Raw genomic sequence first — 24,781 nt, forward strand, 5'->3', positions numbered from 1 at the left:
GGGGTTCTTTTTTAAAACCGTGTAGTTGAACAAAAAATATTCCACTCTTATTTCAGAGTTACCGTGGCGCCAACTTCCTCCAGTTTCTTCTTCGCTTCTTCCGCTTGTGCTTTGGCTATTTTCTCTTTGATTACCTTTGGAGCACCGTCCACCATATCTTTGGCTTCCTTGAGTCCCAGTCCGGTAATTCCACGTACTGCCTTAATCACATTGATTTTCTGGGCACCGGCAGTGGTAAGCTCCACGTCAAACTCGGTTTTCTCCTCGGCTGCGCCAGCTGCTTCATCCGCGCCGGCTGCAGGAGCGGCTCCCATCATAACCGGAGCGGCTGCGCTCACCCCGAATTTTTCTTCGAGGATCTTCACCAGTTCCGCCAAATCTAAAACGCTCATCTTCTCAATCTCCTCGACGATCTTTTGAAACTTTTGTGGAACTTCGACTGCCTTTTTTTCTTCGGTCATAATTTAATTTTCTTATGTCATTCCGGGCTTGACCCGGAATCTAGTAAATTTCTGGATTCCCGCTTTCGCGAGAATGACACAAAGGTATTACAAATTATTTAAAAAATTATTTTCCTCTATTTTTTTTCCGAAACAGCTTTCAAGACCTGAACTAATCCTCGGATGTTTCCGGCTAGAACGTTGACGAATCCTGATACTGGCGCGTTGATGGTGCTGACGAGCTTGGCCAGCATTTCTTCTTTTCCGGGAAGCTTGGCCAGAGCTTTAACTTCCGCCGAGGTCATCAGTTTTTTCTGAAGGATGCCGGCCAGGATCTTTATATTTTCATTTGTTTTTCCGAATTTATCAATAATTTTCGCTCCCGCGATTTCATCTTCAGAAATGGCTATCGCAACTTGCCCTTCGAGGCCTTTGACATCCATCTCTATTCCCGAATCCTTGAGTGCCCTTTTAATAAGAGTTTTTTTAACAACCTTCAGATGAACTTTATTTTTTTTCAACTCTTTTTTGAGTTCGCTTAAATCCTTTACTTTCAATCCTTTATAATCGACAAAAACAGCGGATTTCGACGCTTTAATTTTTTCCGATAAGTCCTTTACTAGTTGTTTCTTCTGGTCCTTGGTAAGCATGTGATTGTCTACTAATTACGAATCTCGTACGAATATACGAATTATTTTCATTATTCGTCACATTCGTAATTAATTTGCCACCGCCTTGGCGGGGTCCCGCTGCGGCGGGATAATTCGTAAAGAAATCTTCGTAGAGAAAACCAAAAATCTGCGTTTGACTGCAGACCCAACCGCAAATGAAACTCACTTGCTTTGCTTCCTCGACAGGATTTACGTCTCTCGACAACCTGTTGTCTGCGGATATTCAATTACTCTAATATTATAACTTTCTCGCTAAATATGTCAAGTTTTATTAAGCTTTTGGTTCTTCCAGCTTTCCTTCATGGGTTTTGGTATTCTTTTCCTTTATTTTTTCTTCTGTCTTTTCCGTCTTGGTTTCTTCCGCTTTTGGCTCTTCTTTTTTAGTCGCCTCCTTTTTTTCTTCCGGCTTCTTTGATTCCTCTTTCAATTCTGTCTTATCTTCCCGCTTTTTCTTAATTTTAATCGGTCTCTTTTTTCCTTCAATAACTTTCTCTCTTATCAGAAGGTTATAAACCGAGTCCGAAACCTGCGCTCCCTTCTCTATCCAATAACCAATTCGCTCCTTTTCAAACGAGCCCTTTTTGAGGCGGGGATCATAGCTTCCCAGCACTTCTACGTGGCGCCCTCCTGGCGCAACGGTGTGCTCTTGAACCACAATCCTGAAATACGCCTTATTTCTTTTTCCCACCCGGTTAAACCTGATCGTTAGCATAATTATAATTTTTAGAGGTCCGACCTCTTGCGACCACAGCGGCCAAAAGAGGTCGGACCTCTTTATTTCCCCAGATTACAGCATTATTTAAAAGATGTCAACTTGCTCTCTGCCTCTCGGCTTCATCGATAATTTTCCCTTCTTCTCCCACCTGATCCAGGCGAATGGAAAGCAGTTTGGAAATTCCGTCTGATCCCATTGTAACTCCGTAAAGCAGCGACGCTTGGCGCATGGTCTCCCGATTATGAGTAATTACAACAAATTGGGTGTTAGCCGCGAGTTCCTGAAGAATTCTTCCAAAGCGGCGGGAATTAGCTTCATCCAGCGCCGCGTCCACTTCATCCAGTACCGAAAACGGAGGCGGATTGTAGGAAATAATGGAAAAAAGCAAAGCGATGGATGTGAGCGACCGCTCGCCGCCGGAAAGCATATTTAAACTGGTAATTCTTTTCCCCGGCGGACAGGCAAAGATATCAATTCCAATTTCTTCCTTTTCCTCTTCTAGTTCTTCTAATTTATCTTCGTCGGCTTCTGTTCCTGTTTCATTATCCTTAATATTAATCAATTCTTCCTCTCTTAATTTTAATTTTTGATTTTTTATTTTTGATTTAATAAGATAGGCGTTTCCTCCTCCAAAAATAATCCGGAAATATTTTGTAAATTCCTCGTTAATCCGCTCAAACGCTTCATTGAAAATCTTGCTGATCTTTTGGTCCATTTCTTTTATTACCTCTCGCAATGACTTCATGGCTTTTTTCAGATCTTCCGATTCCTGGGAAAGAAATTCAAAACGCTTTCTGGTCTCTTCATATTCTTCAATTATCAGAGGATCAATTCCTCCTGCTTGTTCCAGTTGGACCTTGGTCTTGGCAATTTCCCGCTCCAATTCTTCTTTATTGCACGGCTGGCCGTCATAGCGCAAATCATTGGGTTTCAGTCGGAGTTCATTGTAAATTTGGCCGGTCAAATCTTCTTCGCGCACCTCCACTTTCGCCAAGTCCACTTTTGCTTCATTGAATTGATCTTTAAGTTTTCCGAGTTCGTCCTGCTTGGCCCGAGTCATTCTCTCCAGTTCAAAAAATTTCTGGCGGAGATTTTTGCTGCGCTCCGTTTCTTGCCCAATGGCCTCCCCGACTCTTTCAATTTCCTTCTTCTGCTGCTCAATTTTTTTTCTTATCTTCTCCATCATCACAGAGAGATTTTTTATTTTTTCCTTCTGCGCTTCCGCTTCCGCCGACATTTCTTTTTCAACTTCTACTTTTCCTTCCCCGATTATGCGCCGCAGTTCAAATAATTCCTGCTGAATGGCCCTGGCAAATTCCCGAATGTCCTGGAGTTCCTCAAGGCGCTCAACTTTTCCCAGCCGCTCTATCAGCTTCTCCTGATCCCGGCGGATTTTTTCAAGATGATCCCGGACATATCCGTGATCTACCGGAATTTGTTCAATCAGCTCGTCCTGGATCTTTTTTTCCCTCTCAATTTCCAGCCGGCCTTCGGTAATGACTAACTCTTTCTCCAGAGCGTTCAATTGCTCGCGCAGCGTCTCTTTTTCCTTTTCCAGCGCCTCTAACTTCCGGAAATCCTGTACTTCTCTTGATTCCTTATTAAGTTCGTCATTCATCTTATCCACCGCGCGTTGAACGTTCATCATCTTGGCTCCTAAGTCGTTCTTTTCTCCGGACAAGATTTCTTTTTCTTTCTGAAACACATGCCACAAATAAGAAAAAAGTTTGATTTGCTTTTCGCGAAGAACTGCTACTAATTCTTTGCCTTTTTGAGCTTTGGCCGCCTGGCGCTTGAGCATGCGCAGGTGAGGAGCAATTTCCTTAACCAGATCCCCCACCCGCTCCAGATTGGTCTGGGATGATTCCAGTTTGCGGATAGCTCTTTCTTTTTTTATCTGATACTGTTTTACCCCGGCCGCGTCTTCCAGAACTACCCGCCGCTCGGAAGGAGTAGCACTCAAGACGCCATCAGTCATTCCTTGATTGATGACGCAATAACTTTCCTTGCCAACACCAGCTTTAGCGAGTATATCAATCACATCAATTAAACGTACCCGGTTGCCATTAATAAGGTAGTCCGATTCGCCGTTGCGGAAAAGCTTGCGCGATATAGTTACTTCGGAAAATTCAAGAGGTATCTTTTTATCGCTGTTGTCAAAATGAAGCGTGACAATCGCTGAACCTAAACGGGACTTTTTGCCGGAACCGGCGAATATCACGTCTTCAGATTTCTTTCCTCGCAGATTCTTCATAGATTGTTCTCCCATTGTCCAGCGGATAGCGTCGGCAATATTGGACTTTCCCGAACCATTGGGACCAACGATAGCCGTGATGCCGCAGTGATTTTTGCCAGGACGAAAACTGCACGCCGGCAAAAATTCCAGAGTTGTTCTCTGAGCGAAAGATTTAAAGCCGGAGAGTTCTATCTTTCTTAAATACATGACTGATGAACACCCAAAAGAAACAGATTAACACTAATCACGGATAGAATAATTTAATCCGTGATCTGTGTAAATCAGTATCAGATCAGTGATTATCCGCATGTATTGTAGCATATTTGAGCAAAATAAAAAAGAGCAGAGAGATACAAGATGCTGATTTTTGGTCAGCTTCTTGCATTCTCATGCTCTTTGTTTTTTCGAGAGTGCGAGGATTACGCAGTGCTGTTGCACTGGTTGTAGGATTTTATCCTAACTCCGCGCGCTTCTCGCCCAGCTATAGTGAATTCCGGCCATAAATTGGCTCCATTAGAAGATGGAGAACCTTTAAGGCCTTACTTCTGCTTCAGTATGGACCTCACCTTATCCAGATACCCGCGGGGCAGCTTCTTGCCCTCCTTCAGTGATTTCTGAACGAAAGTTGGCCCGTGGTGGTAGGCTATGACAGCCGTTTCCACCGACTTAAACCTATAAATGAGATCGAGGAAGTAGAGGTACGCAAATTTCGTGCTCGCCTCCGAGTCATTAAGAATCTCGTCAAAACCAAGGTCTTTGCAATCAGGAAGCTTCTTAAGCACATCTTCAAGCGCAATTCGTGTAAGTCCTGGGGGTCCGAAGGATTTTTTGTCGGGGTGAGCACCTTTCACGACTCCACCCAATCTGCTTATGGCTTCAAAATATATTTGCGCAGATTCCAGTAATTCGAGGGATAGTCCGCTTTCGGCCTTCATAATAGCCTTGAATGTAGGAGGCGCTTCGTTTGCCATTTTTTCTTTCTGGGGCGATGTGACCTCTTCGATTTTGGCCTGGATTTTCTGCTCTACATTCGAGGGGTCTTCCTTAAACCCTATGCTTGTGATAGATACAACAGCAGCAAGCCCAAGTGCTATTATCAGGATTGGGTGTTTTAGCAGAAGATGTAACAGAGCGCTGCACAGGCTTTGGGGACTCTCGTACATGTTATATCACCTCCCCTTTCTTTACTTCTTCTTCCAGTCGCCTCCTAAAGACCACTGCAAGAAACCGACTACTCTTATGTCGTTCTTAACAGATCTTCTGGAGCCGCCGAAATAATCATAATACTCTCCTCTCAGTCCGATCGCCATATCCCCCCAGGAGTTTTCAGAGACCTTAAGGGGGTGCTTAAGCTTGATTCCTGCCCACGGTCCGACTTTATTGTTCCAGTAGTCGGATTTGTGGTCTGAAATCGTGCCTCTTAGACCAAGAAAGGTGTTGAATATCCAATCGGTTTCGCCTATTCTGGTCCAGTCGATTCCCTGCTCGAAATAGGCGTCCAGCTTAAACCCCCTTTCTGTGTCGGGGTTTCCGATGGTTTGGGTGCCTTCCCCCCAGGTCAACCAGGGATAGCCCATGGGCGTTTCCGCGAACGCGGCGCCAGCCACGCAGAGAAAAGCAAGGCATACTGCTGCCAGCATTATTTTTGCGCTTTTTAACACGTTCTCCTCCTTTTGCTGTTTTTTTGCCTGGCCTCAGGAAGCCTGAGACCGCAACAACCTCAAAGCCGCCTCTGCTCTTGACGCAAGCCGCTATCCTATCAAGCGCTTCGGCGCTGAATTGGTACTCTTCACATCACCTCCTTTCATTCGACAATCGGCTCCAGATCTCCGAAGCTTGTCTGCTCAGGGAACCTGAAGAACATTTCGTATCCGGGTTCGTAGGGTGCGGAATGAAAAAAAATAGCTCTGTTGCTCTTGTCTTTCTTGAGCCATTCAGCAACGGGCTTTGCATCCTCCTGGTTGAAGATTCTCACACCTATTGCTTTGGATCGCGATTTTTCCGCCTCTGCCACTACTTTGAATGTTTCCCCCACTCCTGCAGCGACACTTTTAAGGTTAAGTTTCAATTTGAGGATTTTTTCCAGTTGCTTGAAATACCTTGCAGGTGTGTCGCAGTACTGATCCGGATAGCCCTTTTCCGTGAACTGAACTACTATCTTCTCTTCCAGGCTTATGCTGACTGGTTGATCTCCTATGACTGCTCCGTTCTGGTGCTTCCTTATAGGGGCGGTTCCCATTATTGTAACACCTTTCGGAACAAGCTTCCTGTAACCTATGAGCTGATATGCAAACCTGTCGCAGGGTCCGAAGCAGTTTATCCCATTTCTAGCGAGAAAGAGTGCCGCGTCAGCCTTGGCCGGAGTGTCCATGCAGGCTATTACGAGATCAAGTTTCTCTAAAATTTTCATTCTGCGAGCTTCTTCTGCAACCATGTTGAATCCGTGGGTGTCAGGCAGAATTGCCTTGTTTCTGCCATCCAAGAACGCTGCTGTAGGGTAATCCACTTTGCTGGGGTCTATAAGGAAAGGGTAATTTCCTGATGTTCCGTCTCCTGCATAGTAAAAACCATCCATTTTCCTTACAGCCCTCGCAGGAGAAAGCGAGCAGACCTTAACGTCAGCATAGTCCATTAGAAACTGCACCATTCTGCCTTCCATATAGGGGACAACGTCCTCTTTTGTTCTGATGCGCCTGTGGGGGTCTGCCCTTTCATCGAACTTTGAATTCTTCCATGCTATGTCACGGACAACTCTATCAACCTGGGTTCCTACATATGATGCCTTAGGAACTATGATTTTCGATTTTCCCAGAACAAGCATCTTCCTCTGAGACGAGAGAAGGGACTTCGGAAACGCAAGAGCCCCCAAAAAGCCTATTGCCGAACATTTAATAAATTCCCTTCTTTTCACTTTCCTTTTCTCCTTTCTTTAGTGTCCTTTATTCCAGCTTGACAATCGCTCCCGGACAATCCATTCCTTCCAGAGCGAGCGCCAGAAAACATAGAAGTTTACAGGTCTTATCACAAAGTATGCAGGAATAGATGTTAAGGTTTTCCAGAACAATCCTATTCTTGCTCCTTTTATCAGGCAGGGCACTGAGACAAGCGCAAGCTCGGCCAGGATGCTTAGCGCAATTGCTTCAATTATATTTTTTGTGATCAGGAAGCATCCTGCGAGTAGAATAAAAGGGGAAAGAAGCGATTCAATAAGATATCCGTAAATGAAAGCCCCCAGCTTCTTGTTTTTCCTGAAACTATGGATTGATACGTTCTGTAAGAAGCTTCTTGTCCATCGATCAACCTGATTCACGAATATCCTTAGCGTGGGCGGATCTGCCGGGAAGCAGTAAGCCCTCTGATCGCAATAAATGCGATAGCCGCTTATCGAGAATTCCCACGTGAGGTCCATGTCTTCTGCCATGGTCCTTGCCTTGAAGCCTCCGAATTCTTGTAGGAGCTCTGCCCTGAAGACAGAGAAGCATCCTGATGAAACGAGCACCGCCCCCATATTGTTCTGGCCGGCTTTGAATATGCTTATGCCGAAAACATATTCTATGAAGCGCCCTCTTTCCCAGACGGTTTTAATCCTCTGAGGAATCACGAACCCGCATACCGAAGCGGTCAGCGGGTCGTTGAAGTAGGGAAGCGTCTTCTCTATCGCGTCTTTGGCCAGAACAGTGTCCGCGTCAATGGTGGCGACTAGTTCTGTTTTCACGTAAGGAAGCGCAAAATTCTGTGCCTGCGCCTTGGTGCCCTGGTTCACGGGAGTCCTTATGACCCTGGCTCTCATCTGCCTGGAAAACTCTCCTGTCTTGTCAGAGGAACAGTCATCCACAACTATTATCTCATCTATCTTCGCTGTCTGCGCTTTAACGCTGCCTATTGTCCTCCTTATTGACCTCTCTTCGTTATATGCAGGGATGATCACTGTTATTGTGTAATCCTTTTCTGGCGGTACGGAAACGATCTTCGGCTTCATCCCCAGCCACCACCTCCAGTCCAGAAGCTTCATTTTCTCACCTCCTTTCTTTCAGGAACTGATTTTTCATATCTCACCTCCTTTCTGAAAATTTTAATTGTAAAATAACTAACTTCCGTGTTAGAACGATAGCAAGATACTGAGAGGCGTCAAGGGTAAATGATTAATTTTTCCTTTATTAAAGCAAATTATTGAAAAAAACCAAATTAAAAAGAGCAGAGAGATACAAGTTGCTGATTTTCGAAGCTCTTCGAGTTTGTTTTTTCAAACCTTATCGCTTGAGCTTCTTTCGGTCCAGCATCTTGCATTCTCATACTCTTTTATTGCTTTGAGAGCGCGGCCTGCCCGTATGACTTGCGCCAGAGTGGCAGGCGGGGGCTTTCTCCAATAATATTTCAATTGGTTCGTGGGATATCGCTGATATCCTCAACGCCGCACACGCGCTTCTCGAACTTATATTTTTTTGGGCAGGAGAGAAAGAGATTAAAATTGAGATACTTTTGGCTCTATTTTATACTTTTACTAAATACTTTAAGCTTACAAATATCTCTTTCTCCCCTTAAATCCCCCTGCGATTTTTTGATAAAACTCTACTTTTTCGGGGGAGATTTTCAAAGATATTGGGCCTGGGGATTGCTGTATCAACTCTCCTGCTGCTCTGAACCTTGTCCGAGATTGGGAGAGTTTATGAGTCCGTGCAGTTCAACGCAATCCGCAGAGCGTTGCTTGGCCAGGTATTTATGCTACCGATATATTATACTGGACCATTACATTAAGTAATAGCTACCAGTTTAGCGGGGCATTATAGCCTTCCCTAATTGGAATCCGATGATCCTTTAAAAGGTTTTAGACATGGCCAATTTAACCGGGACATTATACCGCAAGTTCACCTCATAAACACCTGACCCATCACGAGTGAGAAAGTAAAATTTCTTAAATCCCAAACTTATAGCATTTCTGGTGCCACTTTTTAACCAATAACACCAGTAAACTTGCCACCGGCGTAACCAGCAACAAGAGATCATTATCTTAATGGCACAAGCTTATAATGATCGCTCTACAAGCCTATTGGAATTACACCTCCTTTCTCGTACTCTCCATCGGGTTTTTATTTTGCCTGTCCTTTGAAACTTTTCCAGAGCGACGCTAATACCTTATCCGAGCAACCTGCCGATTTTACGCTCCCTTATCCGTGAATGCCATCGCTTTCATGTATATCACCACTCTCCTTTCCGGCCGCTTAAATTTCTTGTTGCGGCCTTGATCTTTGAAAAGTTGTAAATAAAAAGAACAAATTCCTTATGTTTTACTTTCGCATATTATTGAAATTTTGTCAAGCAGCTATTATCTAAAAATATGGTCAATAGGTTAGGGTTATGATGCCCGTTTGGTATAGGGGTTACGTATTTTGGCTTTTAACTTAACCTTAACCTTGAACTATACCGGCTTCTTAACCCTAATCTCTAAACTCACTAACAAATTCTGCCAGTTCCACCAGCCGGTTAGAGTATCCCCACTCATTATCATACCAGCCGACGATTTTCACCAAATTGCCGTTTGCCATCGTCAGCGGAAGATCGATAATAGCGCTAGCCGGATCGCCTTTGAAATCCATGGAAACAAGCCCTTCAGTGGAAACTATTAGTATACCTTTGAGTTCCCCTTCGGCCGCCTCCCGGAAAGCATTATTGATCTCTTCCACGCTTTTCGGATTTTTCACCGTGCAAATGAAATCAACAATGGAGACCACTGGTGTAGGAACACGAAGAGCTATACCATCAAGTTTACCCTCTAAATGTTTTAATACCTTGCCGACAGTTTTGGCCGCTCCGGTGGTGGTCGGAATGATATTTACTGCCGCCGCCCGGGCCCGCCGCAGGTCCTTATGGGGAAGGTCGTGCAACCGCTGGTCGTTGGTGTAGGAATGAGCGGTCGTCATAAAGCCCTTCTCCACCCCACACAGATCATCCAGCACTTTAATCATCGGCGCTAAGCAGTTGGTCGTACAGGAGCCGTTGGAAATAATGTCCTCGCCCTGATAATCTTTTTCGTTCACTCCCAAAAGATATACCGGGATGTCGTCTTTAGGAGGAGCTGACAGAATGACTTTCTTGGCTCCGGCTTTCAGGTGCTTTTCAGTCGCTTCCCTATTTTCAAAAACGCCGGTGCATTCCAAGACAATATCAACTCCCAACTCATTCCAGGGAAGTTTTTCTGGATCTGGCTCAGTTAAGTACTTGATCCGCGTTCCAGCAACAATTAATTCTCTGTTATCCTCATCAGCGATAACTTCTCGCTCATAGCGTCCATACAGTGAATCATACTTGAGCAAATGAGCCGCGGTCCTGATGTCAGTTAAATCGTTAATGGCGACGACCTCAATATCCTCTTTTTCAAAGGCAATTTTGAATGTCGGCCGGCCAATGCGGCCAAAGCCGTTGATGGCGATTTTAACCATAAATTTTCCAAAAATTAATCATTATTTATACTTATTCTACAACAATATCTTTTATTTTCCAATGTTCTCCCGGGATTTTGGAAATTGAGAATTTTGTATTTTCCAAAATTGTGTTCTTGGCTATATTTCTTAGCCCAAATTCTAAATTCTCTATGGTAGTATCCTCCACATGTTTCGATAAACCATTATGAGCCAGAGCAATGCTACCAACTTCCAAACTAACGCTTTTAATGTTAATTAAATTCTTTTTACTGGCAATCCTTAAAAGTTTATCGATTATTTCTTTGGCTAACAAAAAATCGTGCAAAATTCATGGAACATATAGCATGGAACATATAGCTTGTGCTTTTTTAGTTCCATGTTTCATGTTTTATGTTATGTGATTAGTGTACCGCACACGATATGCAAGGATCATACGCCCGGATAAAAGCGCGCAGTTTCTTCTCCCTTTCCACTGCCGGCAGATCTATCACCACCGGAACATAGGCCTCAATATCGTCTTCCAAATGCGACAGAAATTGGGCGGTCGGAGTAATGATGTTGGCATTTTTGACGCAGCCCTTGGCGTCAAGATCAATATGATAATAAAGCGTTCCTCTGGGTGCTTCCACGGCCGCTGCTGCTGATCCCTCACGGACAGTGTATGATCCGGTAAGAGCTTTACTTAGATCACTATTGGATAATATCCGCAAAATCCGCGATGACTCTTCCACTGCGGCAATCACTTCTGTCATCTGGTAAAGGACGTTATGAAAAGGATTATAATCCGGAAGTTTGTAATTGAGGCCTTCTAAAAATTTCATCGCTTGGGGCGGAAGTTTTTTGGCCATATTATTCACCCGGGCGATAGCTCCTACCATATAGCTGGTTTTTCCGTCAGAGACGACGCGCTTTACAATCTCCCGCGGGCGCTGAAACTCCTGAAATTTCTTCTCAAATTGATCCACCGAGATGCGCAACCCTTTGCTCGAAATAATATCGCCATCATAAATAGCATACTCGCCAAACTTATCAAGTGAAACATATTCCGTCGGACGGGAAAACTCGGGGAGTTTTATCCTCTTGAAAAACTCACCCATTTCCAACGCCAGCGGAAATGCTGCTTCACCGGCGGCAATCAGCCGCTGAATTTTAGCCAATTCCGGAACTTTCTTGAATCCTCCGACCTCATTGGTGAGTGGATGAATCACCCGCCCTCCGACAGTCCTCACTATATCAAGTCCGTACTCCCGAAGTTTCAGGATCTTTTTCGTCTCCTTTGGATATTCTTTAGTCAGATTAAGATCATTTTCAATATCCAAAAAATCGGCAAGTGACAAAAAGAAGAGGTGAAGCGTATGAGAATGGATAATTTGCCCCCACTCAAGAAGTTTCCGCAGATTCACTGTTTCATTGCTCACTTCAACTCCGAAAGCGTTTTCAATGGCTTTAATGGAGGTCAAGTTATGGACCACCGGGCAAATCCCGCAAATTCTTTGAGCGATGATCGGCACGTCTTCATAGCGCCGACCGACTAAAATTCCCTCCATCAGGCGAATTCCTTCCTGGACTTCAAGCTTGGCCGATTTCACGTCACCGCGAACGACACTGGCCATAAACCCGGCGTGCCCTTCCATTTTGGCGATGTGATCTATCCTAATATTCATCCTAATTATTTCCGAATATTATCCGAATGTTTTTTGTCTAATATCCGGACTGGTTTAATTTTCTTTTCAGAAAAATTTACTATTATTCCAAGCTCATTTTCAGTAGCGCGTAGATATCTTTTCATCTGGACATAATCCTGTTTTGTAATGTATCTCTTGCACTTTATATCTAATACTATTTTGTCATCTATCAAAAAATCCAAAATGTTTCCGGCTAATCTTATTTTGTTAAATTTTATCGGCACTTCAATTTCTCTTTTGTATTTTATGCCATTCTCTTTAAGTAAAACCTCTAAAGCTTCACAGTACTGATTATGTTTGCAAAAGCCACCTAGGGAATTGTGTACATTAAATAATAAACCATACAATTGATAACATAAATCCTTGTGCAAAATATTTGCCATAAACCATTCGGATTTTAATTCAGATCTATTCGGATTATAATTCGGATAAGTCATCTCTTAAGCCATAGATTTCGCTTGTATTTTCAAATTCCTCCTCCGTCATCATATCTCTGAGCGTTTCACGCATGGCTTTCACATTACCCGTTGGGCGCAGTCCCCGGCAACCCTGGCACATCATCCGGGCCGTGGGGCAAACAGCGTCGCACCCCCCTAGGATCATTGGACCAAAACAGGGCTTCTTATCTAGCAACAGGCACCTGTTTTTTAATTTCTGACATTCCACGCAAATTGAAAGATCAGGGATTTTAGGAATTTTACCAGCTAAGAGTTCTGGCAGATATTTTAAGAATTCCTCACCGTTGATCGGACAGCCCGGAAAAGTAAAATCCACTTTTACAAAGTTATCTACTTCTTTAATTTCAGGATTGGCAATTCCCTGAACATACCTATACACATACTTGATGGTTTGCTTTTCTTTTTGATAATTCTTAATCCCCGGTACTCCTCCCATTGACGCGCAATTGCCCAGTATTACAAGTAATTTACTTCGTTTTCTCAATTCCTTCAGGGTTTTGATATTTTCGGAAGTTATCGGGTTTCCTTCCACAATTCCAATATCTATTTTTCTTCCCTTATCTTCTTCGTCTTCGATCATTCGAAAGTCCACCATTTCCACTCGATTCATTAAGTCAAAAAATCTCTGCCCTAAATCCAAAAGGGCGAATTCACAACCCTCACAGGAGGTCAAGCTGACAATGGCGATTTTGGGCTTCGGCTGATCCATACTAATTATTTTACCATAAATACATCTTTTAGAAAAAGAAAAAGAGCAAGAATGAAATATTCTTGCTCTTGCTATTGATTGTTTTTCCCTCACTTCTTTTTATACCGTTTAACTATCATCTGAAACAGTTTTACCGTAAGCATTATGCCCCCTGCCAGTGTAAATATCCTCAAAAAAGCGACCTCAGTGCGAACTTCTGGCTTAACAGGTGTTACAACAAGAAGAAACAGCGTCGCTAGAATCAGTGATATTATTAAGAACATTTCAACCTCCTTTTTCTAATCCTAAAGTAATCCTAAAGTTCAACTTTAGGAAACTTTAAAACGCCAATTCTTGACAACAGTTTGGGTTCCTTCGCACAGATTCATAAACTTACTGTAATCAATTTCACCTAAATGCTCACAAGCACTGATAAATTCTTCTTGATTGGCCTGGTCTTTTAATATCTTTTCTTCAGTGGCTCTGTCAAATTCGGTAGTAATTACCGCTGCATAATGGACTAAAACCTTCTGACCAACTGACATTGCGGCATCTTCCGGAAAAGGCACTAAGTTTTTCACTGAAAATTCCGAGTTACCGTTTCGATATATGCCACTTAACTTCTCACCAGCAGATACTATCTCCACCGGAATCAAAATGTGCGCGAATAGAAATTGCTGGGCAAGTTTCTTGCCATGAATCTGGTTCCGAATTTGTCGCACAATTTTTTGAAGATGTGGCCTTCCGCCAAAAAATTCCAGAACCATATCTCTGTCAACGAGATTTTTTCCTAAACTCTTGGCAAATTTAACAATATCCTGGTAGGTTTCTTTTTCCAATAAAAAAACCTTGGCGAATTCTTTAAGATCAATTTTATCCTCCGATTTTAGGTTCTTAATCAACCCTTGCTGTTCTTTTCCAAACAACTCGTCCTTGAGTGGCAGACAGCTTACTACAATTCTGCTAAAAACTAATGCTGCATTTTTAGTTATAAGCATAGCTTATTTTTCTCCTTTTTTCAAAATTTTAAAGATCTTTCTGGCTTCTCCTTCACCTATTTTTTCAACGACAATCCCTTGCTGTGTTAAGCAATAATCGCCGATTTTTAAATCTATCATACTTTTTACTTTCTGTCTATCCCCGCTGGGATTTTCGACAATAACAAAATCCTTTTCGACTACTATGACTTTTTTGGGTATAGTTAAACACATATACGAATTATGATTCGAATTACGCCCAAATTACGATACGAATTCGCATTTTAATTCGGATATAATTCGCATCTTCATTCGGATGCCTGCCCGTCGCTCCCAAATATCTTGATTTTTTCCTGAACAGTTTTTTTCACCGCTTCGCGGGCATCGCCCAAAACTTTTCGGATATCAAAAGAAAGGCCTTCCTGATTGCGAGCCGCGTTAATCAAACTATTCATAAAAGCCAAGCGCAAGCTGGTATCTACGTTAAAACAAACTATCCCTCTTTTGATAACTTCTTCCACTCGGCTGTTTTCCCAATCCGAAGCACCGTGCAGCACCAGGGGAATATTCGTGTACTTTTTAATCATCTCTAAACGGTCCAGGTCCGGCTTTGATCGTTCTTTAAAAAATCCGTGAGCATTTCCGATAGCCACCGCCAAAGAATCAACATTGGTTTTGGCCACAAAATCCTCTGCCTGACCTGGATCGGTCATATATTTTTCCCATTGAATCTCCCCCATTCCCAATTCGCCGATATAGGGGACATTTCCTAACTCTGCTTGAACGGCTATTCTTTTCTTGTGGCAAAAATTAACTACTTTTTTGGTCATTTCTAGATTGTCCATGTAATTCTTTCTGGAGCCATCATACATCACCGAGGTAAATCCAATCTCCACTGCCCGCTGAATAATTTCAAAACTTTTTCCGTGATCAAGGTGAATTCCAACCGGTATTTCCGGAGCATAGAATTCGGCGTCATTTTTTACCAAGTGAAAAATTCCTCTTCCGCCGGCGTATTCCATTGTCTTTTCCGTAATCTGGATAATAACCGGGGAGCGCATTTCGCGAGCCCCTTCAATGATAGCGCGGGTGGTTTCAAGATTCATCGTATTAAAAGCCCCAACGGCATAACCGCCTTCTTGAGCTTTGGCTAATATCTCTTTAACACTGACTATCATACATATAAAATTAAACCAATTATTTTTCACTAATGATTTGAGCTAGCTTAATAAACTCATACGGTGTTAAACTCTCTCTCCCGACAAGCACCCCGTCCATTCCCGGTTCCAGGCAAAGCCGCTCAATATTTTTTTCCTTTACCGATCCGCCATAGAGAATCTTTATTCGTTCGGCGAATTTTGCTCCATATTTATCCACTAATATTTTTTTAATAAGGATTCTTGCTTCCATCACTTCATCGCTGGTCGGAACAACATCCGTGCCGACGGACCAAACTGGTTCGTAGACGAGGATTATATTTTCCAGATACGCCGAGGGGACATCACTAAGACCTTCCTCGATTTGCAGATTGACCACGTTTTGAGTCAGTCCGGCATCCCGTTCTTCCTGTGTTTCCCCCACGCAATAAACAGGATGCAAGCCCGCTTTTGCGGAGGCCTTTAACTTAAGATTGGCCGAAGCATTGGTCTCCCCAAAATATCTGCGCCGTTCGCTGTGACCGACAATAACATATTCGGCGCCCAGATTCTTGATCATCGGTGGGGAAATTTCTCCGGTATATGAGCCGCTTCTTTCTTCAAAAACATTCTGCGCCCCGATTCTCACATACTTTCCGCCAAGATTGCTAACAAAATCCTCCAGATAAACGAATGGCGGACAAAGAACGATCTCTGTATTTTTAAACTTTATTCCAACAATCTCTTTCTTAAACAGCTTGAAGTAACAGTCTCTTTCTAAGGGAGAAAGGATATTCATTTTCAGATTGCCGACGACATATTTCATAATTCTAATAATGCTAATAAATGCAAATCAACGAATTGCTAATCTTTGCAATTTGGATTCAGTACTCTTTTAGGGCTTAAGTATTTTACATTAAAATTAACAAGTAAGCTTAGTCTCTTATTTAACGCAACTAAATATCTTTTTGTCTGATAAAAATCTGAACGGTCAATAATTCTCTTGCATTTCAATTCTAAAATTATTTTATTCTTTATTAAAAAATCAATTCTATTTCTTCCATTTTTCTCGCCCATAAAAAATTCTGGCAATATTTTTTCTCTTTCATATTTTATATTGTTTTCTTTTAACTTTCTCTCAAATAAATCACCATGTTGTTTTTCATTGCAGTATTTCCCTAGATTATTATGAACCTTAAACAATAAGCCATTAATTTTATACGACAATTCCGGATAAACTAATTCTCTCTTCATATAATCATTCGCAATTAGCAGATTTGAATTTATTCGTTGATTAGAATTACATTCCAATTGTTACCAACAGCACAATTATCCCTGACACCATCGTACCAAGAAGCAAAAGTGGCAGGGATTTTTTCAGCGGCACCCCGAACACGAACGCCGCCAGCGCTCCTGTCATTCCCCCAATGAAAGGTACGGGCGTGGCTGCTAAAACGAAAATTGCCCACTTGCCATATTGCTCCATTTTTCCGTTTGTTCGCCGCCGGGTGTGCTCAAAAAGCCAATTGAAAAACCTGGAAAATAGGCCGACGTATTTTGACAAAAAGCTGGCAATTGGATCAAGGAGCAAAACAATCAAAACCATTGCGAAATATGTTCCGGCTACCGACCAAAGCCAAGCTGAAAGCGCCGAAAGTCCGTATAATTTGTAAGCTACTGGAATGGCCGCCCGCAGTTCAGTAACTGGAATGGCGGCAATCAAAAACGTGGAAAGTTCTTTGGGAAAGTGCTGAAATAAGTTAATTATCCAATCGTGCATAAAATAAAATAAAAATTCAAAGTGCAAAAATCAAAATGACAAATCAAAATTTAAAAAGGATAAAAATCATTTTGCATTTTGATATTTGATTTTTAATTTTGCAACTGTTTACGGAGATACTCCGCTGCTACTTCCGGCTGGATAGTTGAAATTTCAATTCCGGTCTCCAGTTCAAATCCCGCCCAAGTAGCCGTGTGCGGCAGAATTTCAATGTGCCAATGAAAATGAGGATAGTCCTTTCCGTCACAGGGAGAGGTGTGGATGTAAAAATTGTAAGGAGGATCGTTCAAGGCCTTATAAATCGAATTTAGCGCTTTGCCGAAAACCTCCGCCAGCTTAAACTTGCTTTCATCAGCAATCCTTTCAAAATAAGGAGAATGTTTTTTCGGCATCACCCAGACCTCAAACGCGGCACGGCTGGCAAACGGACAAAAGGCAATAAATTCATCGTTTTCAAAGACAATTCTTTTTTTGCTTTGGGCTTCGTATTCGGAGATGATGCAATAAGCGCAATGCCGGTTGCTGCGATTATAGAGTTCCGCTCCATCCAGTTCCATCTTTATATATGGAGCGACAACCGGAATGGCCATTATCTGGGAATGGGGATGGACCACTGACGCTCCGGCTTCCTTTCCATGATTGTGAAAAACGCTGATGAAATTGACATTTTTTTGACTCATAAGGAACAGATAGCGCTCCTGATATGCGTCAACGACTTCAGCTACCTCCAGAGCGTCCATTATCGCCATCTGGCGCCAATGGTCGCGAGTCACCACCACTTCATGATAGCCGGTGCCTGGCATCGCGAAGTATGGCCCTTCTTCCAGAGAGCAGGGTCCTTTATGTTGAGAAAAAGCCGGATATTTATTGGGAAAGACCCGAAGCGTCCATTCATTGTCCGACCGCCGGTAAATCAAAACATCCTTTTCCTGAACCGATTTTTCCGGGTCTTCAAAAAGACAGTTTTCAATTCCATTATCATCTTTTTGGTGTTCGTTTTTACTAAAGTCCTCTGGGCGCTTAGCTCTCCCGGTGGCGATAACCACCCAGTCGCCAGTGATGATATCTTGGCGAAGTTCCGACGTGCCTGCGTCAATTTTTTTGTTAATTTTTGTTTCCACCTTCTATATTAGTATTTAGTATCATGTATGATGTATTAGGTATTTTTTAAAATACTTCATACTTAATATTTGATACTTTATACTTTATACATTATACTTTTTCAAGTTATATTTTCCCGTCACTAGCCGCCACTTTGTTTTAAATAAATCAATGAGTACCTGGACAAAGCCATTGGGACCAAAAAGAGTTACGGTCGAGTCCTCTTCATTGAGCCATCGCACCGGCATTTGCTTTATTTTGAATCCTAGCTTTTCCGCCAGAATAATCATTTCAAAATCAAAACCGAAGCGGTCTACTACCATTCGACTGGCCACTTCTTGCGCCGCCCGGTCTGAAAATATCTTAAAACCGCATTGAGTGTCGGGATATTTCCAGATTCCCAGAACAATGCGAATCAGCCAGTTGCCGGAATTTCCCATGAATTCGCGATACTTCGGCTGATGAACCTGAATAAATGCTCCTTCGATATCCCGTGATCCAATTACCACATCATAGCCCTTGCCAAATTCTGGCAGAAACTTGTCCAGATGGGTTATTGAAGTCGATCCGTCAGAGTCCATAAAAAGCCGGCATTTTCCTTTGGCGGAAAGCAAGCCCTGGCGGACAATATATCCTTTACCGTGATTTTGAGGATTTTCAATGACGCGCAAGTTTTTGACTTGAGACGTGTAGTTTCTGGCAATTTGGGCGGTATTGTCCGGGGAGCCATCCACAATGACTAAAATCTCATAGTCAAAACCTTTTGGATTAAGGTATTTGTCTATCTCCAATAAAGTCCTCCCAATTCGTTCCCCTTCTTTATAAGAGGGCATAATTACCGACAGGTATGGTTGTTTTTCCATTAATTCATTATCTCTTTAAGTGATTACCTCGCCTTTTATGGCTGTTTTCAGTATAACACAAGCTGTTTTTTTTGAAAACAAGTTAGTGTAAATGGTGTTCTAATTTTTATCCAGCCACTCCTGCAGTATTATCCTCGCCGCTTCCTGGTCATCGAAGCGTTTTATTCCTTTGATATGTTTTTCAATTAGATGATCCTGGGCAATTTTAGTGGTAAACATTTCGTTCTGGTATTCAACTTCCACTCCCAGATTTTTTTCCAGAAACCTCCCCAATTTTTCGCCGTCATAATCCACTTCTTGGCGATTTATGTAAGACGGGATGCCGATAATGACTGTCTTCACATTTTCCTGCTCAATAATTTCAGTGAGGTTTTGCAAGAAATTCTTGTCGTTTTTTATTGTTTTATCCGCGAAAGCAATTTTCGTTTCTTCGTCCGCTAGCGCCAAACCGACATCGCTTTTGCCATAATCAATACCCAAATAATGGCTTATTTTGGCTGAATTTTCACTACCTATTGACATAGTAATTATTTTATGCTAATATAGTATGTTGGGCACATCGTGCCAGAAAATAAAAGTTTGTAAATTTAAAATTATAGGAGGCCTAAGGTGAAGAAAAATAGTAGTAACTGGCGCATTGATGTATTATTTTTATTATATTACGGGGCCATTTATCTTCTCAGCATTATTGCTTTTGTAGATATAGCAACCGTAATTGTTTCTACACTAATAAAAGAATTGCCTTTCTACTGGGTGGCAAAATTCTTCTGGAAAGGAATCATATTGATCATTATCATTATTGTCCTACTTCGGATATTTAACGCCCCATTCTTCTACTGGAGGAAACTAAAACAAAAATAACAAAGAGATTCATCCGGCCCTGGACTCACTTATTATATTCAAACTGTGAGTTCCAGGGTTTTTAATTTTAGAAAAACTGTACCCATTTTAAACAACTGAATTTTTAAGATCTACAATAACTAAGGGATCGTTAATATCTCAACTCCTTTTTCCGTAATGACAACCGTGTTCTCATAATGGGCGCTCAAACTGCCGTCGCGCGTCACAAACACCCAGCCGTCTTTGCCAAGCACTGTTTCAAAACTTCCCGCATTGACCATCGGCTCAAGAGCCAAGGTCATGCCGGCGGCCAATTTTACGTCCTGGTATTTTTTATTATAAAAATTGGGAATCTGGGGATCTTCGTGCAGTTCCTGGCCGATGCCGTGTCCCACTAAATTTCTCACTACCGAAAAACCCCGTCTTTCCACATATTTTTGCACTGCTTTGGAATAATCACTCAAAAATTTTTCCGCTTTTAAATTTTTTATTCCTTCCCAAAATGATTGTTCAGTTACCGCGATAAGCTTTTGGGCTTTCTCACTGATATCACCTACGGCATACGAGCGGGCCATGTCAACGTAGAATTCTTTATACTTCATTCCGATGTCAATTTTCAAAATATCCCCATCGTTAATGATCTTGTCTTTACGCGGCGTTCCATGAACTACTTCGTCATTAAGGGAAGTGCACAACGTTGTTGGAAAGGGACGACTGAAGCCGGAATTGTAACCTTTAAACGCCGGCTTTCCTCCAATACTAAAAACAAGCTTTTCGGCAAGCTTGTCTAGATCGAAAGTGCTGGCGCCCGGCTTTAGATTCTTTTCCAGCTTCTCCATAATTTCAGCCAATTTCCCCCCTCCCTCCCGCATAATGGCTGCTTCCCTATTATTTTTAATAATCACTGTGTGCATTGATTTCCTATTTATTTACCAGAACGCAATTTTTTGGTGATAAATTTAAAAATTTCATCAACGGCTTTTTCTCCCTTTGCTTCAACTAAAATGCCTTTTCGACGAAAATAGCTGATCACAGGGGATGTTTCCTTGTGAAAGACCGCCAGCCGTTTTCTAATGCCGCGAGGCGTATCATCAAGACGCCTCTGCACTTCTCCTTGACAAACAGGACAGCCATAGCGGGGATTTTTGATGTCTTTTCCTAAAACAAAACGGGCGAAACAGCGGGAGCACTGATAGCGCCGCGAGATTCTTCTTACTGATTCATGAGAAGAAATATTGAGATAAATAACTCTGTCAATCACCCGGTGATAATAATTAAGCGCTTTTTCCACGTCGTCAATTTGTCCTACTCGGCGCGGGGCGCCGTCAAGAATAATTCCCCTTCGGGAAGGAACTTTCTTTAGTTCTTTCTTTAAAACATGAAATATAATCTCATCCGGAACAAGTTCCTGTTTGGCATTAATTGTCTTGTTGACTCTTTTCCCAAGAACCGTTTTATCTTTCGCTGTTTGACGCAGTGCCAATCCAATATCAATATGGACTAAATTGAATTTTTTCACCAAAAAGGCAGCTTGGGTTCCTTTGCCGCTTCCGGGAGGACCTAATATAATTAAATTCATAAATTTCTAATCGAAAAAAACAAATTTCTAATGTATCATGTATTCGTATATTCGTATGTGATTCGTAATTCGTAGAGAGTTTCAAAATCCTTCGTAATCTCTCATTACCAGCTGGCTCTCAATCTGCTTGATGGTTTCAATTACCACCGAAACCACAATTAATATACTAGTTCCGCCGATTGTCAGAGCTCCAATTCCGGTAGCCCCTTGAATAGCCAGCGGGAGAACAGCAATAGTGCCCAAAAACAGCGAACCAGTAAGGGTGATTCGATTCATTATTCTGTGAAGATACTCGGCTGTGGTTCTTCCGGGGCGGATACCGGGAACATATCCTCCCTGTTTTTGCAGGTTTTCAGATATCTGATTGGGATCAAAAACCACCGCCGTGTAAAAATAAGTGAAAAGCACCACTAGTATGAAGTAGGCCGCTCCGTAAAACAGCTGGTTTTGAAAAACCCGGTTGACCAATGTGGCAATGTTTACCACCGTCTCATTGGGAACTTGCGTCAAAAAACTGGCAATCATTCCGGGAAAAAGCATTATGGAAACCGCAAAGATGATGGGAATAACTCCGGCTTGATTGACGCGCAGAGGTAAATGAGTTGACATCCCGCCGTACATTTTGTTTCCCCGGATGCGCTTGGCATAGGATACCGGGATATTTCTCTGTCCTTCAGACACTATCACTACTCCGGTGATGGTAATCAATGCTACTGCGGCAAAAATGAGATAAGTGAAGAGCTTGGTAGGATCGAAAGTAGTGATTAATTGAGAAGCTGCTGAAGGAAGGCTGGCAACAATGCCGGCAAAGATAATCAAAGATACACCATTGCCAATTCCTTTTTCGGTAATTAATTCTCCCAACCACATCAGAAATATCGTTCCGGCAGTGGCAATAACAATAATTACCGCCATATCAAAGGGAGCCAGTGTCCCCAGCACCTGCTGGGAGCGAAGAATAGTTATCATTCCAAAGGTCTGAAGTGCCGCCAGCGGCACTGTCAGCCAGCGGGTCCACATATTGAATTTTTGCCGGCCGGCTTCCCCTTCTTCTTTGTAAAGCTGCTCCAGCCGCGGGACAATCATGGTGAGAAGCTGCATAATGATTGAAGCAGTGATGTAGGGACCGACTCCCAGAAGAACAATGGAGATATTGGCCAGCCCGCCTCCGGAAAAAATATTGAGAAGTCCGAGAAGCTGGTTCCCTTCAAAAAACTCTTTGAGTCTTGTCACGTCGACTCCGGGCAATGGAATATTGGCCGCAATCCGAAAAACAACCAGAAGTGCCAGGATAAAAAGAATTTTATTGCGCAGTTCTCTAACTTTGAAGATTTGGATGATTTTTTCTAGCATTCCGCCAGCTTTATTAGCTTGGTTAGCTTTACTAGCTTAATTAGCTTCTCAAATTTCTAATGAAGCTAATACAGCTGAAAGCTAAAAGCTAGTTTATAATTTTTCCTCCTGCTTTTTCAATCGCTTTTTTCGCCAATTTCGACATTAAAATTCCCTTATCAATTGAAAGCTTTTTTGTTAACTTCCCATCTCCCAAAATTTTTATTCCATTTCTTGCTATAATTTTACCAACCAAACCGATTTTTACCAAATTTTCAATACTTACCGTTTCGCCGTTTTTGAAGTTTCTCTCCAGATCATTAAGATTAATGTTAATTTTCTTTGGGTGCGGCGACTTGAATCCCGGCATCTTCTTGAGCCGTTCGATAAGCGAAGAACGCCCGCCTTCAAACAGCGGGTTTATTTTAGCCCCTGAGCGCGACTTTTGTCCTTTCATTCCCCGGCCGGAATATGTGCCCCGCTTTCCGCCCCTGCCTACGCGCTTGCGGGCTTTTCTTTTCCCAATTTTGAGCTGATGAATCTGCATAATTTATTCGCATTATTTGGAATTATGATCTAATTTCCCTTAAGCTTTTTAGCGCTTCAATTGTCGCTCGAGCAACGCTTAACTTATTCGACGTGCCCAGTGATTTAGAAACGATGTCTTTAATTCCCGCCAAATCAACCACGGCTCTCACTGCGCCGCCAGCGATGATGCCCCGCCCTCGGGAAGCAGGCTTGAGAAGAACTTTCGCGCTTCCCAGTTTTTGGTAAACACTATAAGTAATTGTATTTCTAGCTAAATTTACCTCTATTAAATTCTTCTTGGCGTTGTTATAGGCCTTTTGCATCGCGTCGGAAACATCAGCTCCTTTGGCTACACCCACTCCTACTTTTCCTTTCCTGTTTCCAATAACCAATGTTGCCCGAAAACGAAAGCGCCGTCCGCCTTTAACTACCCGGGTTACCCGGGCCAGATCGAGAAGTTTTTGGTCAAAATCCGGCTTCTCCCTTCTGCCAAATCTTCTATTGTCTCTTGCCATTTTTTATATGCCAAAAATTATCTATTTAAAATTTTAATCCTCCTTCTCTCGCTCCATCAGCCAAACTCTTCACTTTGCCATGGTATTTGTATCCTCCCCGGTCAAAAACAACTTCGCCAATCTTGGCTTTTTTGCACTTTCCAGCAATGAGTTTGCCCAATTCTTTGGCGCCTTCAATATCATTTTTTGCTTTTTTTATTTCAGCCATCCGAGCTGAAACCAATGTTCTTCCTTTTTCATCGTTAATCACTTGAACATATAATCCTTTCAAACTCCGAAAAACGCAAAACCGCGGGCGCTTAGCTGTCCCTGAAATTTTAGATCTTACTCGACTCCTGCGTCTTAATCTTAGATTTTTTTTAATTACTGTCATAATTTTTACCCACGAATTTACCTGCCCGAAATGCTGTTACTCTAAAATTTAGTCGATCTTTAGTATTATAAGAATCTAAAAGTTAGTAATAAATTGTATAGAATTTCACGGCAGGCGGGCAAAACTTTCACTAATCTGCAAAATTTGTACATTTGTAGCGGATTTGTGGACTTGAGGGGTTTACGCGGAAGCAGGGGTGGAAACCGCTTTTTTACTTTCTTTTCTTCTTACCACTTCTCCGACATAACGGAATCCTTTGCCTTTGTATGGTTCAACTGGCTTTAGAGCGCGAATGTCGGCCGCAAACTGCCCTACTTTCTGTTTGTCGATTCCCAAAATAGTAAGAATATTGCCTTCTGTAGATGCTTCAATCCCTTCAGGAATCTGGATTTCAACCGGATGAGAAAATCCCAGCGCAAGATTTATCTTTTTCCCCTGCACCGCC

The 24,781-nt window shown here is 42.4% G+C and carries 29 protein-coding genes and 1 other annotated feature; all 29 genes read right to left on the bottom strand.

Annotated elements, in window-relative coordinates; translation table 11 throughout:
• Positions 1-47: 47 nt before the first annotated feature.
• Positions 48-461, bottom strand: a complete 414-nt coding sequence (rplL, locus tag NT136_01795; GenBank protein ID MCX6765673.1) for a 50S ribosomal protein L7/L12 — start codon at positions 459-461, stop codon at positions 48-50.
• A 116-nt stretch (positions 462-577) separates the two neighbouring features.
• Positions 578-1,090, bottom strand: coding sequence for a 50S ribosomal protein L10 (rplJ, locus tag NT136_01800; protein MCX6765674.1), 513 nt, complete (start codon positions 1,088-1,090; stop codon positions 578-580).
• Positions 1,091-1,222: 132 nt separating this feature from the next.
• Positions 1,223-1,348: a sequence feature (ribosomal protein L10 leader region), on the bottom strand.
• A gap of 34 nt (positions 1,349-1,382) precedes the next feature.
• A complete protein-coding gene (gene rpsP, locus NT136_01805; protein ID MCX6765675.1) occupies positions 1,383-1,823 on the bottom strand; it encodes a 30S ribosomal protein S16 in 441 nt (146 codons plus the stop codon).
• 97 nt (positions 1,824-1,920) lie between these two features.
• Positions 1,921-4,269 carry an AAA family ATPase gene (locus NT136_01810; GenBank protein ID MCX6765676.1) on the bottom strand — a complete coding sequence of 783 codons (2,349 nt, stop codon included), beginning with the start codon at positions 4,267-4,269 and terminating at the stop codon, positions 1,921-1,923.
• A gap of 332 nt (positions 4,270-4,601) precedes the next feature.
• On the bottom strand, positions 4,602-5,225 hold the full coding sequence (locus NT136_01815; GenBank protein MCX6765677.1) for a hypothetical protein: 624 nt from the start codon (positions 5,223-5,225) through the stop codon (positions 4,602-4,604).
• Between the two features lie 21 nt (positions 5,226-5,246).
• Positions 5,247-5,723, bottom strand: coding sequence for a hypothetical protein (locus tag NT136_01820; protein MCX6765678.1), 477 nt, complete (start codon positions 5,721-5,723; stop codon positions 5,247-5,249).
• Positions 5,724-5,866: 143 nt separating this feature from the next.
• Positions 5,867-6,973, bottom strand: coding sequence for a hypothetical protein (locus NT136_01825; GenBank protein ID MCX6765679.1), 1,107 nt, complete (start codon positions 6,971-6,973; stop codon positions 5,867-5,869).
• 18 nt (positions 6,974-6,991) lie between these two features.
• Positions 6,992-8,074 (bottom strand): glycosyltransferase family 2 protein, encoded by a 1,083-nt coding sequence (locus NT136_01830; GenBank protein MCX6765680.1) that lies wholly within the window; start codon positions 8,072-8,074, stop codon positions 6,992-6,994.
• A 1,423-nt stretch (positions 8,075-9,497) separates the two neighbouring features.
• Positions 9,498-10,499 (bottom strand): type I glyceraldehyde-3-phosphate dehydrogenase, encoded by a 1,002-nt coding sequence (gene gap, locus NT136_01835; GenBank protein ID MCX6765681.1) that lies wholly within the window; start codon positions 10,497-10,499, stop codon positions 9,498-9,500.
• 31 nt (positions 10,500-10,530) lie between these two features.
• Positions 10,531-10,794 carry a hypothetical protein gene (locus tag NT136_01840; protein MCX6765682.1) on the bottom strand — a complete coding sequence of 88 codons (264 nt, stop codon included), beginning with the start codon at positions 10,792-10,794 and terminating at the stop codon, positions 10,531-10,533.
• Positions 10,795-10,882: 88 nt separating this feature from the next.
• Entirely contained in the window at positions 10,883-12,145 is a 1,263-nt protein-coding gene (locus NT136_01845; GenBank protein MCX6765683.1) for a Ni/Fe hydrogenase subunit alpha, read from the bottom strand.
• Positions 12,146-12,150: 5 nt separating this feature from the next.
• Positions 12,151-12,549, bottom strand: a complete 399-nt coding sequence (locus NT136_01850) for a GxxExxY protein (GenBank protein MCX6765684.1) — start codon at positions 12,547-12,549, stop codon at positions 12,151-12,153.
• Positions 12,550-12,583: 34 nt separating this feature from the next.
• Positions 12,584-13,333, bottom strand: a complete 750-nt coding sequence (locus tag NT136_01855; GenBank protein MCX6765685.1) for a hypothetical protein — start codon at positions 13,331-13,333, stop codon at positions 12,584-12,586.
• 308 nt (positions 13,334-13,641) lie between these two features.
• The gene (locus NT136_01860; protein MCX6765686.1) at positions 13,642-14,310 is read right to left on the bottom strand and encodes a hypothetical protein; all 669 of its coding nucleotides are present in this window, start codon (positions 14,308-14,310) and stop codon (positions 13,642-13,644) included.
• 3 nt (positions 14,311-14,313) lie between these two features.
• Complete coding sequence (locus NT136_01865) at positions 14,314-14,523, bottom strand: HypC/HybG/HupF family hydrogenase formation chaperone (protein MCX6765687.1); 210 nt, start codon at positions 14,521-14,523, stop codon at positions 14,314-14,316.
• Between the two features lie 74 nt (positions 14,524-14,597).
• Complete coding sequence (locus tag NT136_01870; GenBank protein MCX6765688.1) at positions 14,598-15,467, bottom strand: class II fructose-bisphosphate aldolase; 870 nt, start codon at positions 15,465-15,467, stop codon at positions 14,598-14,600.
• Positions 15,468-15,486: 19 nt separating this feature from the next.
• Positions 15,487-16,251 carry a triose-phosphate isomerase gene (gene tpiA, locus NT136_01875; GenBank protein MCX6765689.1) on the bottom strand — a complete coding sequence of 255 codons (765 nt, stop codon included), beginning with the start codon at positions 16,249-16,251 and terminating at the stop codon, positions 15,487-15,489.
• A gap of 38 nt (positions 16,252-16,289) precedes the next feature.
• Positions 16,290-16,679 (bottom strand): GxxExxY protein, encoded by a 390-nt coding sequence (locus tag NT136_01880; GenBank protein MCX6765690.1) that lies wholly within the window; start codon positions 16,677-16,679, stop codon positions 16,290-16,292.
• Between the two features lie 46 nt (positions 16,680-16,725).
• Positions 16,726-17,205, bottom strand: a complete 480-nt coding sequence (locus NT136_01885; protein ID MCX6765691.1) for a small multi-drug export protein — start codon at positions 17,203-17,205, stop codon at positions 16,726-16,728.
• 92 nt (positions 17,206-17,297) lie between these two features.
• Positions 17,298-18,326 carry a DUF4921 family protein gene (locus tag NT136_01890; protein MCX6765692.1) on the bottom strand — a complete coding sequence of 343 codons (1,029 nt, stop codon included), beginning with the start codon at positions 18,324-18,326 and terminating at the stop codon, positions 17,298-17,300.
• 84 nt (positions 18,327-18,410) lie between these two features.
• Entirely contained in the window at positions 18,411-19,169 is a 759-nt protein-coding gene (locus tag NT136_01895; GenBank protein MCX6765693.1) for a glycosyltransferase family 2 protein, read from the bottom strand.
• A gap of 99 nt (positions 19,170-19,268) precedes the next feature.
• Positions 19,269-19,691 carry a Holliday junction resolvase RuvX gene (ruvX, locus tag NT136_01900; GenBank protein MCX6765694.1) on the bottom strand — a complete coding sequence of 141 codons (423 nt, stop codon included), beginning with the start codon at positions 19,689-19,691 and terminating at the stop codon, positions 19,269-19,271.
• Positions 19,692-20,149: 458 nt separating this feature from the next.
• Positions 20,150-20,923, bottom strand: coding sequence for a type I methionyl aminopeptidase (gene map, locus NT136_01905; protein ID MCX6765695.1), 774 nt, complete (start codon positions 20,921-20,923; stop codon positions 20,150-20,152).
• 11 nt (positions 20,924-20,934) lie between these two features.
• A complete protein-coding gene (locus NT136_01910; protein MCX6765696.1) occupies positions 20,935-21,588 on the bottom strand; it encodes a nucleoside monophosphate kinase in 654 nt (217 codons plus the stop codon).
• An 81-nt stretch (positions 21,589-21,669) separates the two neighbouring features.
• Positions 21,670-22,941: a preprotein translocase subunit SecY gene (gene secY, locus NT136_01915; protein ID MCX6765697.1), complete on the bottom strand. Its 1,272-nt coding sequence runs from the start codon at positions 22,939-22,941 to the stop codon at positions 21,670-21,672.
• An 88-nt stretch (positions 22,942-23,029) separates the two neighbouring features.
• Complete coding sequence (gene rplO / locus NT136_01920; GenBank protein ID MCX6765698.1) at positions 23,030-23,467, bottom strand: 50S ribosomal protein L15; 438 nt, start codon at positions 23,465-23,467, stop codon at positions 23,030-23,032.
• A 22-nt stretch (positions 23,468-23,489) separates the two neighbouring features.
• Positions 23,490-23,963, bottom strand: coding sequence for a 30S ribosomal protein S5 (gene rpsE, locus NT136_01925; protein MCX6765699.1), 474 nt, complete (start codon positions 23,961-23,963; stop codon positions 23,490-23,492).
• Between the two features lie 25 nt (positions 23,964-23,988).
• Complete coding sequence (gene rplR, locus NT136_01930) at positions 23,989-24,339, bottom strand: 50S ribosomal protein L18 (GenBank protein ID MCX6765700.1); 351 nt, start codon at positions 24,337-24,339, stop codon at positions 23,989-23,991.
• 177 nt (positions 24,340-24,516) lie between these two features.
• The coding region (gene rplF / locus NT136_01935) for a 50S ribosomal protein L6 (GenBank protein ID MCX6765701.1) at positions 24,517-24,781 on the bottom strand (265 nt) is incomplete at its 5' end.

The organism is Candidatus Moraniibacteriota bacterium, assembly GCA_026396275.1.
Classification (GTDB): Bacteria; Patescibacteriota; Minisyncoccia; order Moranbacterales; family JAPLXC01; genus JAPLXC01.